General features: G+C 64.7%; 13 protein-coding genes and 1 pseudogene. 12 read left to right on the forward strand and 2 right to left on the reverse strand.

The window, feature by feature from the left end; all coding sequences use genetic code 11:
* From A9513_RS28345 to A9513_RS28360, 4 genes are read left to right on the forward strand one after another with little or no spacing between them, the layout of a single operon-like run.
* Nucleotides 1-1,410 (forward strand): MBL fold metallo-hydrolase RNA specificity domain-containing protein, encoded by a 1,410-nt coding sequence (locus A9513_RS28345; RefSeq protein WP_065086171.1) that lies wholly within the window; start codon nucleotides 1-3, stop codon nucleotides 1,408-1,410.
* Complete coding sequence (locus A9513_RS28350; RefSeq protein WP_023125212.1) at nucleotides 1,410-2,276, forward strand: TIGR00730 family Rossman fold protein; 867 nt, start codon at nucleotides 1,410-1,412, stop codon at nucleotides 2,274-2,276. Before A9513_RS28345 ends, A9513_RS28350 begins: the two co-directional genes overlap by 1 nt.
* Nucleotides 2,273-3,472, forward strand: coding sequence for a lipid A deacylase LpxR family protein (locus A9513_RS28355; RefSeq protein WP_023125211.1), 1,200 nt, complete (start codon nucleotides 2,273-2,275; stop codon nucleotides 3,470-3,472). The genes A9513_RS28350 and A9513_RS28355 overlap by 4 nt, the downstream gene beginning before the upstream one ends.
* A 48-nt stretch (nucleotides 3,473-3,520) precedes the next feature.
* Nucleotides 3,521-3,994, forward strand: coding sequence for a cytochrome c (locus tag A9513_RS28360; RefSeq protein WP_031323743.1), 474 nt, complete (start codon nucleotides 3,521-3,523; stop codon nucleotides 3,992-3,994).
* A gap of 30 nt (nucleotides 3,995-4,024) precedes the next feature.
* On the opposite strand, the gene A9513_RS28365 is transcribed toward A9513_RS28360, so the two are convergent.
* Both A9513_RS28365 and A9513_RS35265 read right to left on the reverse strand, forming a co-directional pair.
* The gene (locus tag A9513_RS28365) at nucleotides 4,025-4,969 is read right to left on the reverse strand and encodes an IS481 family transposase (RefSeq protein ID WP_054665630.1); all 945 of its coding nucleotides are present in this window, start codon (nucleotides 4,967-4,969) and stop codon (nucleotides 4,025-4,027) included.
* A 124-nt stretch (nucleotides 4,970-5,093) separates the two neighbouring features.
* A pseudogene (locus A9513_RS35265) lies at nucleotides 5,094-5,623 on the reverse strand (LysR substrate-binding domain-containing protein); the annotation flags it as partial.
* Between the two features lie 410 nt (nucleotides 5,624-6,033).
* Here A9513_RS35265 and A9513_RS28370 point away from each other — a divergent pair.
* From A9513_RS28370 to A9513_RS28405, 8 genes are all read left to right on the forward strand, one after another.
* Nucleotides 6,034-6,945 (forward strand): LysR family transcriptional regulator, encoded by a 912-nt coding sequence (locus A9513_RS28370; protein WP_017244804.1) that lies wholly within the window; start codon nucleotides 6,034-6,036, stop codon nucleotides 6,943-6,945.
* A gap of 554 nt (nucleotides 6,946-7,499) precedes the next feature.
* Entirely contained in the window at nucleotides 7,500-8,255 is a 756-nt protein-coding gene (locus A9513_RS28375; RefSeq protein WP_017244805.1) for a hypothetical protein, read from the forward strand.
* A 124-nt stretch (nucleotides 8,256-8,379) separates the two neighbouring features.
* Nucleotides 8,380-8,598: an AlpA family transcriptional regulator gene (locus A9513_RS28380; RefSeq protein WP_004255100.1), complete on the forward strand. Its 219-nt coding sequence runs from the start codon at nucleotides 8,380-8,382 to the stop codon at nucleotides 8,596-8,598.
* 40 nt (nucleotides 8,599-8,638) lie between these two features.
* On the forward strand, nucleotides 8,639-9,505 hold the full coding sequence (locus A9513_RS28385) for a ParA family protein (protein WP_026006522.1): 867 nt from the start codon (nucleotides 8,639-8,641) through the stop codon (nucleotides 9,503-9,505).
* Nucleotides 9,489-9,725 carry a type II toxin-antitoxin system HicA family toxin gene (locus A9513_RS28390; protein WP_017244807.1) on the forward strand — a complete coding sequence of 79 codons (237 nt, stop codon included), beginning with the start codon at nucleotides 9,489-9,491 and terminating at the stop codon, nucleotides 9,723-9,725. Before A9513_RS28385 ends, A9513_RS28390 begins: the two co-directional genes overlap by 17 nt.
* A complete protein-coding gene (locus A9513_RS28395; protein ID WP_065086172.1) occupies nucleotides 9,718-11,361 on the forward strand; it encodes a ParB family protein in 1,644 nt (547 codons plus the stop codon). The genes A9513_RS28390 and A9513_RS28395 overlap by 8 nt, the downstream gene beginning before the upstream one ends.
* A gap of 17 nt (nucleotides 11,362-11,378) precedes the next feature.
* A complete protein-coding gene (locus A9513_RS28400) occupies nucleotides 11,379-11,939 on the forward strand; it encodes a DUF2857 domain-containing protein (protein WP_010792177.1) in 561 nt (186 codons plus the stop codon).
* A gap of 3 nt (nucleotides 11,940-11,942) precedes the next feature.
* Nucleotides 11,943-13,145: an STY4528 family pathogenicity island replication protein gene (locus A9513_RS28405; protein WP_065086173.1), complete on the forward strand. Its 1,203-nt coding sequence runs from the start codon at nucleotides 11,943-11,945 to the stop codon at nucleotides 13,143-13,145.
* Nucleotides 13,146-13,170 lie beyond the last annotated feature (25 nt).

Below are 13,170 nucleotides of genomic sequence, written 5' to 3' on the forward strand. Positions count from 1 at the left end.
ATGAAACTGCATTTTCTGGGCGCTGCGCGCGAAGTCACCGGGTCGTGTTTCTTGGTGGAAGCGCTCAACGTACGCTTCCTGGTGGATTGCGGCATGGTTCAGGGCGGCCGCACGGCGGCGGCGCGCAACCATGAGCCATTCCCGTTCGACCCGGCGTCGATTGATTTCGTGCTCCTGACCCATGCCCATATCGACCATAGTGGGCTATTGCCCAAACTCACGCGCGCCGGGTTCAAGGGGGCCATCTACGCCACTCCCGCCACGGTTGATCTGCTGGGCGTGATGCTGCCCGACAGTGCCCACATCCAGGAGAGCGATGCAAAACGCAATGCGCAGCGACTCCGCGGAAAGGACGCACTGCCGCCGCTGTATACGCTGCAGGATGCCAGCGACTGCTTGCAGCAGGTGCGAGGCATCGAATACGACCGGGAGTTCGCGCCCCGCGTCGGGGTGCGCGCCCGTTTCCGCGATGCCGGGCACATTCTTGGGTCGGCCATCATCGAGGTCTGGGTCACCGAATATGGCTACCCGACAAAGCTCGTTTTCAGTGGCGACCTCGGCCAGCCGGGGCGCCCGATACTGCGCGACCCGACAACCATCGAGGACGCCGACATCCTCGTCATCGAGTCCACCTACGGCAACCGCCAGCACAAGGATTTCTCGGCGACCGAAGAGGAAATGATCGGCATCGTCGAAAAGACATTGTTCGAACGCGGCGGCAATGTCATCGTGCCGGCCTTCGCGGTCGGCCGAACCCAGGAAATCCTTTATCACCTGCACCGACTCACCTGCGAGGGGCGGCTGCGGCAACCGAAGGTATTCGTCGATTCGCCGATGGCCACGCAGGCCACGCGCATCACGCGCGAGCATCTCGAATTGTTCGACGAACAGGCGAAGCGGTTGGCCGGCTGGCACGCGCGCGGCGAGAACCTCCCATACCTGAGTTTCACAGCGAGCGCTGAGGAGTCCATGGCGCTGAACCGGATCCGCTCCGGAGCCATCATCATTTCTGCCAGCGGCATGTGCGATGCGGGACGCATCCGGCACCACCTGCGGCACAACTTGCCACGCCGCGAATGCAGCATCTTGTTTCCCGGTTTCCAGGCGCAGGGGACGCTTGGCCGGCGCCTGATCGAGGGGGCCGAACGCGTGCGCATCTTCGGTGAGGACATTCCGGTACGTGCTGCGATCCACAGCGTGGATGGCCTCTCGGCGCATGCCGACCAAAAGGCGTTGCTGGATTGGGCTCGGGGTTTTATTCACCCCCCGGCGCAAACCTTCGTGGTGCATGGGGAACTGTCCGCCGCCCAGACCTTCGCCGAACTCTTGCAACAGCAACTCGGCTGGCAGGTCACGGTGCCTGAGTATGGTCATGCGCTGCGCTGGCCGGACTTTCTGGCGCACGAGTGATGAAGCCCGCCGAAGATCTCGATGAACGCCTGCGCGCCATCCGCGAGTCGCCAACGTACCGTCTTGCGTACGAAGACATCGAGCTGCTTGGCCAGGAAGAACTGCGGCCGCTGCGACTGCAGCTCGAACTGCTCAAGCCTGACCGCATCCTGCACGAGCAAGGCATTCGCTCGACGGTAGTGGTCTTCGGCAGCGCACGCGTGAGCGATGCCGAGACGGCAGAAGCCCGTCTTGGCGCGCTGGAGCGTCAGGCGCGCGTCACTCCGGAGGATGTCGGGCTGAGGCAAGAGCTTGCCCGAGCCAATCGCCGGGTCGAACAGGCACGTCACTACGAGCAAGCGAGGCGTTTCTCGGGCCTTATTTCGGCGCGTTTCCAGCAGCAAAACCGCCGTGATTTCGTCGTCGTCACCGGGGGTGGGCCCGGCATCATGGAGGCCGCCAACCGCGGTGCTTTCGAGGTCGGCGCACGTTCGATTGGCCTCAACATCACGCTGCCCCACGAACAGGCACCCAACCCCTACATGTGCCCAAATTTGGCGTTCCGATTCCACTATTTCGCGCTGCGCAAGATGCACTTCTTGTTGCACGCCAAGGGCTTGGTGGCCTTCCCCGGTGGCTATGGAACGCTCGATGAGCTGTTCGAGGTGCTCACCTTGATCCAGACCGGAAAGATGCAGCGTATTCCGGTGGTGCTGGTCGGCCGTGCATTCTGGCGTCGCGTAGTTGATTTCGATCTTCTGCTCGACGAAGGCTATGTCTCTCCATCCGATCTCGACTTGTTCACCTGCGTAGACGAAGCCGAGGAAATCGTTAGTGCCCTCGAACGCTTTTACGTCAACAGGGCAGCAGGCGATGGGGCGACATGATCGGCGTCGACGGGTATTGCCGGAGCCTGTGCGGCACCAAGGTGCAGCAGTCGATGCAGTGCGCCACCTTGTTGATTGCCTGTGCATTGTTCAGCCCGATTTCTGCTTTCGGTTCCGACTTCTCGCTCTCTGCAGATCCTCCCTCCTGCTCGCCAGGGCAATCCCTGCGCTGGCGGGGTGGCACCCTGCGCCTGGAGAACGATCTATTCACCGGCTCCGACCGCAACTACACCAACGGTGTCGCGCTAACAGCAGTCTCACGTGATCTGCAAGGCGAGCTCCGTCCCGAGTGCCTGCCACAGCCGATTGGTTTGTACGCCCGCTTCATCGGCTGGGCCGATCCCGGCTTCTGGCGCGATACCGGCGACCAACCGGCATCGCAGAACCTCGTCGTTCGCTTTGGCCAGTCTATGTACACACCCGAGGACAAGACGCGCACCGATCTGATTCCCGACGATCGGCCGTACGCTGGCCTGCTCTACCTGAGCCTGGCGTGGAATCGCCGAATCCACCCACAGGCTGCCAGCTATGAAATGCTGGACGTACGCGAACTAACCCTGGGCTTGATCGGCCCCTGGTCGCTGGCAGAGAAGTCGCAGGATCTGGTGCATCGGGTGCGTGGCATCGAGCGATTTCGCGGCTGGGACAACCAGTTGCGCAACGAGCCGGCATTTCAGATGGCCATGGAACGCAAGTTCAAGCCGTACACGGAGGGTGCGGTCCGCCCTGGATGGGGCAGCGACGTGATCGGCAGCTATGCCCTGCGGGTCGGAAACATCGAAACCGCCGCCAGTACCGGCGTGGAGTTTCGCGCGGGCTGGAACATACCGAACGACTTCGGCAGCTATCCGATCCGCCCTGGCGCGGAGAACCGCCCGCCCTCTGGTGTTGCCGATCTGCGCACGACAACGCCGCAATCGGTCCTGGCGCCCAAACCTGGGGCACATGTCTTCCTGAACCTGGAGGGTAAAGCCGTCGCCTGGGACTTCTCACTCGACGGAAACATGTTCCGGAATAGCCACCATGTCAGCCGGCGGCCTTGGGTCGCGCAAGCAGCTCTCGGCATCAGCAGCCAATGGATCGTTGCTGGACGTGGCGTGCGGCTTGCCGTGATGCGCGTTTGGAGAACCCGCGAGTTCGACCAGCAGGCGGGCTATCACGCATTCGGATCGATCGCGCTGAGCTTGGAATTTTGAGGACACCTGCAACCATTCGTTAGACCCAAAGCATTCGTCACAACATCAATGGAGAAATTCGTGAACCAGCCCTTGAAACCCAGATCGTTCTTCACAGTCTCGCTGTCCGTGCTCTTGGCAACCTTCGCCACGGCACTCGGTGCGCAGTCCGCAGAGGCGGCAAAGCCAATGGCGCTTCGTACCATAATGGAAAGACTCGGGCGCGACATGCAAGTCGTCACGGGCGCGATCTCCAAAGAAGACTGGCCACTGGTCGCCGAGCTAGCACCACGAATCGCCAAGCATGCCGAGCCGCCCATGTCGGAAAAGATGCGCATCCTTGCCTGGCTTGGGGCAGACGCTGGAAAGTTTCGGGGTCTTGATGGACAGGTGCATGACGCCGCGACCGCCATGGGCGAGGCCGCAAAGCGGAGTGACGGCCAAGCAGTCATCGCGGCTTTCTCCAAGACCCAGCAAAGCTGCCTAGCCTGCCACCAGAGTTACCGTCGCTCGTTCGTGGAAAAGTTCTATGGAAGTCGCTAGCAGGGGATGGCTACACCTGCTGACGGAAGACTAGCTGTGTAAACCCACCACGTTGTTCAGTGGGATTCGGGTGATGGGTGGCCTGTAGCCAAGGCTGGCATGTGGTCGATGCCAGTTGTAGTGATGAAGCCAGCCCTGCAGCGCGTGGGCTCGCTGTTCGGAGTTGGCGTATGAGCGGGCGTAGGCCCATTCGCGCAGGCTGGTCTGCACCAGCCGCTCAGCCTTGCCGTTGGTGCGTGGGGTGTAGGGGCGCGTGCGCAGGTGGCGCATGCCCAACCGACGGACCAGACGCCGGAAGCTACGCGATCTGTAGCAGGCGCCGTTGTCGGTCAGGACGCGCTCGAATTGCACGCCCAAGCGTCGGTAGTAGCGCACCGTCCGCAACAGCGCCCTGCACGCGCTACTACCGCGCTCGTCCGGCTCGATGGAGCCGAACGCCACGCGGGAGTGGTCATCGATGGCCAGATGGACGTATTCCCAGCCGATGCCATCGGAGTTGACCTGGCGATTGCCGGTGACCCGATGCCCCGGCTGTCGGAAACGAGCAAGCTTCTTGATGTCCAGATGCAGCAGCTGGCCGGGCAAGGCGTATTCGTAGCGGTTCTCCGGCGCTGCCGGCTGCAGTTCGGCCAAGCGGTGCAGGCCGGCGCGACGCAGCAGCCGGGCGATGGTGCTCGGGGCAACAGGCAGTTGCCCGGCGATCTGCCGATACGTCTGCCGTGAGCGGCGCCGCTCGATGACGTGCTGCACAATCTCCTGTGGCGTGGCATGCGGGCAGGAGCGTGGCCGAGAGGACCGGTCGACCAAGCCTTGCGGACCTTCCTCCTTGAACCGTCTGAGCCACTTGTAGGCCGTGCGGACGCTGACACCGGCCGCATGCGCTGCTTCTTCGACGCGAAGGCCCTGAACAAGGATGCGGTCCACGAGCAGGGCTCGACCGCGCGGGCTCAAACGGGCATGTTTATGCAGGTTCATCCGGGGCTCCTGGGGGCTGGGTTGGCTTCGCAACCCCCATCTTCCAGAGATGCCCCGGATGAACAACCTACCGAGAGATCACAACTAGCCCCTATCCAATCGATATACCTCGACGAGTTCCAGGTTCCCAAGAAGCCACCCGTTCAGCGATCACGGGTTCCTGCTTCACCCGCCGCAGCACTCGTTGGATCTGACGTGCATGACTCCCGCATGCATGTGGGTCACACGGCACCATCGGATAACGCAGCACCTCGTCCAGTGAGATACGTTTGTGCTTGAGCAGCGGATGCCATGCCGGCACCGCGACCATGAGGGGGTCGCTCCAAAGCACCTTAGCCACGATGCCGTCACCCACTTCACCAGACTGGGCCCTAGGTCATACAGATCGTCATGCAGCCCCTTGATTTGCTGCGACAGTGGCACCTCGAACAGGCGCAACTCGACTTCGGGCTCCTCCTGCCGGCATAGCGCCAGCAAGGTCGGCAAGCGCGACGGGGTGATGCCATCGGACAGCGCAATGCGTTGCTGACCGTGAAAGCCGTTGGCCGCTGCCCTCACGCTGTCGCGGGCTTGCTGCAAGGCAGTGAAGATGCGCGGCACATGTTCCAGGAATTGCTTGTCCGCCCGCGTCAGCCGCTTGCTGCGGCTGCTCCGGTCGCAGTGCTTCAGCAGCGCGGTTACAGGTGGCGATCTCGAAGTCGCCGAACATGCCCATCGACAGTTCATCCGGCGCGATGCCCGCTGGCGCGAGCTTCAGACGCCGCGCCGCCGCCCGTGTCGACAGACCAAATCGCTCGCCCTCGGGGAGTGACGTAAGACGCCGCGACTGTCTTCCTCGGGTCGCTGCGGCCACAGAAGACTAGCCGAGGCGCGCTGGCGCGAGTGCTCTAGCCATCCGCCATGACCGCCGCCCGCGCTCAAGCAGCGTTGCAATAACTCCGGACACCATTGCCCGCGTGCTGTGAGCCGGCGACGGCAGGCGCTGCAAGACATGCCGGTCTCTTCTCCGCACGCATGCGGCTCCCTACGATCATAAGGACTGGTCACGTCACGAAGGACTGCGCATGAACTTACGTCATCTTCGCTGCTTCATTGCTGTAGCCGAGGAACTGCACTTCGGTCGAGCCGCTCGGCGGCTGCACATAGAACAATCTCCCCTATCACGCACGATCCGCAAGCTGGAGACAACTCTAGGCGTGACGTTGCTCAGTCGCACGCCGCGTGGCGCAACCCTGACCTGGGCAGGGCGAGTCTTCTTGGAGGACGCCCGCCGCGTCATGTTGAGCGTTGAGCAGGCAGTGGCCAGAGCGAAGGCTGCTGCCTCCGGTTTTCAGGGCACTTTGCGCATCGCGCTGTCGAGAGACATAGGGCGGGCGAGGCTATCAGCACTGCTTGCGCTGTGCCGCGAAGAGTCGCCGCAGGTAAACATCCGGCTCTCCGAAGTACCGCTGACCGAACTCGTGCAGGGGCTGAACGCGGATCTGTTCGACGCCGGCTTTGCAATGGTCGATGAAGTGGAGGCCGGGATCATTGCTCAGCCGTTGTGGGCCGACCCCTTGGTAGTGCTCCTGCCCGCACGGCACCCGCTTGTAGCCTTCAAGGAAGTGCCGTTGCAGGAAGTGGTGAGCTATCCGCTGGTACTTTGTGATCCACGGGCATGCCAAGGTTGCGGTCGGCAGAGCGAACGACTGTTCCGCTCTGTCGATGTCCAACCGATTGTGGCCGAGTACGCCGCTTCTCACGGGCTGATGCTGACGTTGGTGGCCGCAGGGTACGGGCTAGGTTTTTCCACTGCCGCGCACTTGGCAACTTGCCAGCCGGCGGATGTTGTTGTCCGCCCGTTGGCCGATCAGAGCGCATCGATAACCACCTATCTGTTACGAACCGAGGGTGGTATGACGGAGCCGTTGCAGCGGTTCATCGAACGCGCCGAACGTGTATGCCATCAGGACGCAAGCACATCACGCGCGATCTGACGCGGATCTATCGGAAGGTGCGCGGCTAGTTTTCTCGGATTGCGCGATTCATTTTTGGTCTTGCGGCTGACCCGATCTGCATGGCTCATGCGCTGTACTGATTCCAGTTTCGACGCAATTGCTGCGCCCTTCTGTACTCCAGCACCCGCCTGCGGGCTCGCCGCCGCGGTCATTTCACTGACGCGGAACGCATGAGCTTTTGCTGGTTGCAAACCGGCTCATCCGATTGACGCATTGGCACTTTACGCCGTTGGAATTCCTACGGAAAACTTTGACCAGGTTTCGGGTAAAGCGCGGCACCCATGCTTGATTCCAGGGGAGCGCGACCACCAAGCCGCGTGCCGGTCCAAAGGCAAAGCGCCCGCATTATGGTTGAGGAGTTTCAAGCGTAGCAAGATGTAGTTTGCCCTTGGCCGGCCGTCAGCGCCGATGCAACGCCTCCTTCCACGATGCCGGCCGGCCCTGCGCTTCATCCGGATTTCTGGGCAATCGCCTCGCCCACTTGGGCGGTGCGCGTCTGCCGGAGTTCGATCCGACGATGGGACGCACGCGACATGGAGAAATCGAGTTGCCTTGCCTTTGGCGCCAGGATCTACTACCGCCCGATCGAGGCGGCCATCCGTTGGGCGGGCCTGTTGCGCTTTGAGCCGCGGATTCTTGAAACGCTCGGGCCACGGGCCATGCCCGAGCCGAACGACTTTCCGCGCTGGCCCTTACTGCGCCTTTTTTCCGAGCGCATCTTCGACGCACTGGCACACGATGAACTTTCTTATGGCAAGGCAGGCATGGCGCAGGAATCTCAGCGCCCCGCACTCGACGATCCTGCGTTGATCGTGCGCCACGTCGACCTGAAGGCGTGGATGTCGCATTACTACCCCGGTGAGCGGCCTCCGTTCCTGTTCGACGGCATTGAGCGCGAACTGCACCCTGCGGTGAGCGTCGCCATGCTGAACGTGTTGCTGGCCGATCGCGAGGCCGCCAAGCTGCAGCTTGCCGAACTCGCACAACTGCATACGGCGCTGAAGGCGCAGCACGAAGCGTTGGCGAAGGAGCATGCCATTCGCATCCGAGAGGGCGATGCGCGTGAGCCGGGCCTGCGCAGCGAATCGACCTACCTGAACATCATCGGCGGCCTGCTGACATTGCTGTTGGGCAAGTCCCCCGCGGGCTCTGCCTACTCGTCCTTCCGCAACATGGATGCGGTGGTCAGTGCGCTACTGGCCCACCATGAAGGGCGGCCCGGCATCAGCGAGCGGACGCTGTGGAGCAAGCTGGCACAGGCGCGTCGCCACCTGGAGGCATCGCGCTGAGCCTGTAACAGCAGACTGCAATTGCAGTTGCGTGTTCTGCAGTTGCAGTGAATTCCGCAGCAGCAGCATGTGGAATGCGAGGCACTTTCTGAACAACGCCATCGAGCGTCAAGGAGTGCCTCTCATGTCTTCGCAGACCATCGCGCCGGCCTTGCCGCCCGAGCACCGCATCCTGCGCCGCGCCGAGGTCGAAGCCAAGACCGGCTTCAAGCGCGCGCACATCTACAGCCTGATGAAGGAAGGCAAGTTCCCCAAGGCGCTGCGCCTGGGCGTGCGCGCGGTGGGCTGGGACTCGGTGGAGATCGAACAGTGGATCGCTGATCGCCTCAAAGAACGCGCCTGACGCTTCTTCTCGGTTCATGCCATTCGACGAGGAGAAGCTCATGCAGGTGGTGTCCATCATTTCGACCAAGGGCGGCGTGGGCAAGACCACGACGGCGGCCAACCTGGGCGGCTTCATCGCCGATGCCGGGCTGCGCGTGCTGCTGCTGGATCTGGACGTGCAGCCCACGCTGTCGAGCTACTTCACGCTGGACGTGCGCGCGCCCGGCGGCATCTACGAGATGCTGGCCTTCAACGAACGGCGCATCGAGCAACTGGTGTCGCGCACCGCGATCGCGGGCCTGGACCTGGTGCTCTCCAACGACGACCGCGGCGAACTGAACACGCTGCTGCTGCACGCACCGGATGGGCGCCTGCGACTGCGCCATTTGCTTCCCGTCTTCCGCACGCACTATGACTTGCTGCTGGTCGACACCCAGGGCGCGCGCAGCGTGCTGCTGGAGATGGCGGTGCTGGCGTCCGACCTGGCGCTGTCGCCGGTGACGCCGGAGATCCTCGCGGCGCGCGAGCTGCGGCGCGGCACGCTGCAGCTGATCGAGGACATCGCGCCGTATCGGCACCTGGGCATCGAGCCGCCACCGCTGCGCCTGCTCATCAACCGTGTGCATCCGGTGTCGTCGAACGCGCGGCTGGTCCAGCAGGCGCTGCGACAGGTGTTCCAGGAACAGGCCGGCGTGCAGGTGCTGGGCACCGACGTGCCGGCCATCGAAGCCTATCCGCGCGCTGCGACACGAGGATTGCCGGTGCACCGGGTGGAGTACCGGCAGCCGGCGGGGCGCTCGGCGCCCGCGGCGCTGGAGACCATGCGCACGCTGGCCGGCGAGCTGTTCCCCGTGTGGCGGGAGCGCTTCGCGCTGGTCACCGGCCGGGCCGATGCGGGAGGAGCCGGCCATGGCGAGCACGCATGAACTGGCGCGCGGCCGTGAACGGTTGCGCGCGCTGATCGAGTTTGCGCTGGGCGAAGGCTGGCGCGTGGTGCGCACGTCCGGTGGGCACCTGAAATTCACGAAACCAGGCTGCGCGTCGATCTACACCAGCTCGACTGCAAGCGACCACCGTGCCGACCGCAATGCCCGCGCACAGCTTCGCCGCGCCGACCGGCAAGCGCAGGAGAACGGCCGTGGCTGAGCTGACGCCGCAGGACATGGCTGCCAAGCTGCTGGCCACCGGCTTCGAGCGCAGCGGCCCTTCGGCCGCGACCTTGAGCGACCCCATCGCCGACACGCCGATGGTGGTGACGCTGGACCAGTTGCGGCCCTACGACCACGACCCGCGCGTGACGCGCAACCCGGCCTATGCGGAGATCAAGGCGTCCATCCGCGAACGTGGGCTGGACGCGCCCCCCGCGATCACGCGCAGGCCGGGCGAGGCGCACTACATCATTCGCAACGGCGGCAACACGCGGCTGGCGATCCTGCGCGAGTTGTGGAGCGAGACCAAGGAGGAACGCTTCTTCCGCATTGCGTGCCTGTTCCGCCCGTGGCCGGCGCGCGGCGAAATCGTGGCGCTGACCGGGCATCTGGCCGAAAACGAGCTGCGCGGCGGCCTGACCTTCATCGAGCGGGCCTTGGGCATCGAGAAGGCGCGCGAGTTCTACGAGCAGGAAAGCGGCCAGGCGTTGTCGCAGAGCGAACTCGCGCGGCGGTTGACTGCCGACGGCTATCCGGTGCCGCAGTCACACATCAGCCGCATGAACGATGCGGTGCGCTATCTGCTGCCGGCGATCCCGACGCTGTTGTACGGCGGATTGGGCCGGCATCAGGTGGACCGGCTCGCAGTGCTGCGCAAGGCGTGCGAGCGCACCTGGGAGCGGCGTGCGCTGGGCCGGCCGCTGACCGTGGACTTCGCTTCGCTGTTTCAGGATGTGCTGTCGCAGTTCGACACGCAGCCGGAGGGCTTCTCGCCCCAGCGCGTGCAGGACGAACTGGTAGGTCAGATGGCCGAGCTGCTGGGAGCGGACTACGACACGCTGGCATTGGAGGTCGATGACAGCGAAAGCCGTCAGCGAGCATTGACCAGCGAGCCGGCCGCGCCGAACCCGGCAACGCCTGTCGCACCTGCGGCGCCAGCCATCACGCCGCAACTGCCGCCCGCGGCGCCAACGCCACGGGACACCTCGCCCGTCGCGCCACCGGCAGAGACACCCTCGGCACCACCTGCCGCTGCACCAAACGCCCGGGACGGGCAGCGCGACGAGCGCCTGCAGGGGCACATCGTGACGCCGGCCCCGACCACCGAGCGCCTGCAGTCCATCCAGCGGATGGTCGCGGATCAGCTCGGCGACAAGCTACCCGACTTCGAGGCCGACGCGCTGCGTGCGATCCCGGTGCAGGTTGGCGGGCTCTTTCCCATCTCGGATGTCTGGTACATCGAGCCGGGCCTGGACGTGCCGGATCGCCTGCGCGTGCATATCGCGCAGTTCGCTCGCGAGATCGCGGGGGAAGCGGCGGTGGGCGACCACATCGAAGCCAGCGATGGCGGCATCGGCTTCGTCTGCGTGACGCCGGCCGTGGGCCAGGCGAAGGCGCTCCCGGCGTTCGCGCGTGCGATGCTGACCCTGCTGCACGCGCTGAGCACCGCGCCGGCACCCACGACCGGGCTGGACAGCGCGCGGCTGGCCGATGACCTTGGGCCGCTGCTGCATGGTCACGGCGGCTTGGTCACGCGCCTGAGCGATGCCGGGCTGGTAAAGCTGTTCCGTCTGCTGCGCCTGGCGCGCCGGCTGCTGGATCTGGAAGCCGGCGTAGCGAGCCAGGATTCCTGAGCGCAGGAGGCTCCCGTATGTCGGCACCGCACCCGCTCAACCAGGCCGTGATCGCCCAGGCCCTGCATGACCTGCGCAACGGCCAGTTGCGCCGCTGCAAGGCCATGGGCTTCGGTGAGGAGGAGCTGGATGCGCTGAAGCACCCAGAACTCGTGAGCATGCTGGTGAATGCCACGGTGTCGTGGTGTTCGGTGTCGGTGAACCGGGAAGTGTTGAAGCGGCTGCTGAGCCAGGTGCACGACGTGGAGCGGGAGATCGCCACGGTGGACCGCATGCTGCGCCTGGGGGCGAGCACGGAGATGGTCAGCAAGTTCTACGGCCTCACGCATCAGGAAGTGGCGCTGCGCCGCGACATCCTCGGGCTGCCCAAGCGAAAGGGTCGGCATCCGGTGCTCGACGAGGCGCAGGACGTGGCCCTGTGGGAACGCTGGAAGGCCGGCATCACGGAGCGGCACATCGCACTGAACGACGACATGGCGATGCTGGCGCTGACCATGGACCTGGCCGAGGCCATGACCCTGCCCATGTCGGTGATCTGGTCGGCGATACGGAACTGGGTCGACCAGGGGCTGGTGTAGGTCATGACGACGGGCGACGCTCCACGGCGTGATGGCCCGGTTGCGCTGTCGGCGTTGTTCGACGAGGCGCTGCGGCACCTTGAGCCGAAGGAACCGGCGCAGGGCACGGCGCCGAGCCAGGACGGCTTTCTCTACAGCGGCAACCGGCACGAGAGCGTGCCGCGCGCGTTGTTCCTCGACCGGCGCCTGACGCCGCTGGAGCGCAATGCCTGGCAGGTGTTCCGCCTGCAGCTCAACGACGACGGCGTGACCGCCTTTCCCACCTACGACCAGCTCCGCCCATATCTGGCGTTCATGCCCTGTGCGGCGCAAGCCTCGCACGAGACCGTGGCGCGCGCCTTGACGCTGCTGCGGCTGACGCGCTGGCTCAGCCTGGTGCGGCGGCGGCGCGATCCCAAGACCGGCCGTATCCAAGGCAACCTCTACGTGCTGCACGACGAACCGCTGTCACCCTTCGAGGCAATGCAGCTCGACCCGGACTACCTGGGCCTGGTGAGCCAGGCGCTCACGCACGCGGCGAAGGCGGTGCAGGTCGTGGGCATGAACACGCTGCGGGAGATCGCCGAAGACCCGCTGCTCAGCGGGCGCACGCTGCCGACCCGTCTGCAAGTGCTGGCGCAGCGCATGGCGCGGCATGGCTGGACGACGCCAGGTTATCCACAGGAGGGTGCGGACCACGAATCCGAAGAAGGCCAGGAAGCCCTTCTTCGGAATGCTGCGCGCCCGTCTTCGGAATCCGAAGCAGGGCCGAAACCCGCGCCGGACAGCTCTCTTCGGATTCCGAAGGAGGACCGTACAGTACGTAATGATCGTATAAATGAAGTACGTACAGTACCGCGCGCGAGGGCCTTGCAGAACCTGCGACTGCCCGAGCGTTTCCTGCGCTTGAAGGACGAGCAGCAGGCCGGCGCGCTGGTGGCGCTGCAGCAGGTGGACGAGGCGCAGCGGCAGGCCGTTCTCGACGAGTGGGCGGCACGCTGCCACAACAGCGCGGTGCGCAACCCGGCCGGCTACCTGTTTGGCATCATCCAGAAGGCGATCCGCGGGGAGTTCAAGGCGTGGGCGGGCACCGACGCAGCAGCGCCGCCCGCGCCGCGAGCTGCGGGGCCCGCGTCATCGTCGTCGCCTTCGGCCTCCCGCCCAGCCGACCCCGAGGTGGCGCGCGCCTACCTCGCACGGCTGCGTTCAGCCTTGCGCGATCCCTGAGCTATCCCCAGGGGATAGACGGAAC

It is taken from the genome of Pseudomonas sp. AU12215 (assembly GCF_001675465.2).
GTDB classification, from domain to species: Bacteria; Pseudomonadota; Gammaproteobacteria; order Pseudomonadales; family Pseudomonadaceae; genus Pseudomonas; species Pseudomonas nitroreducens.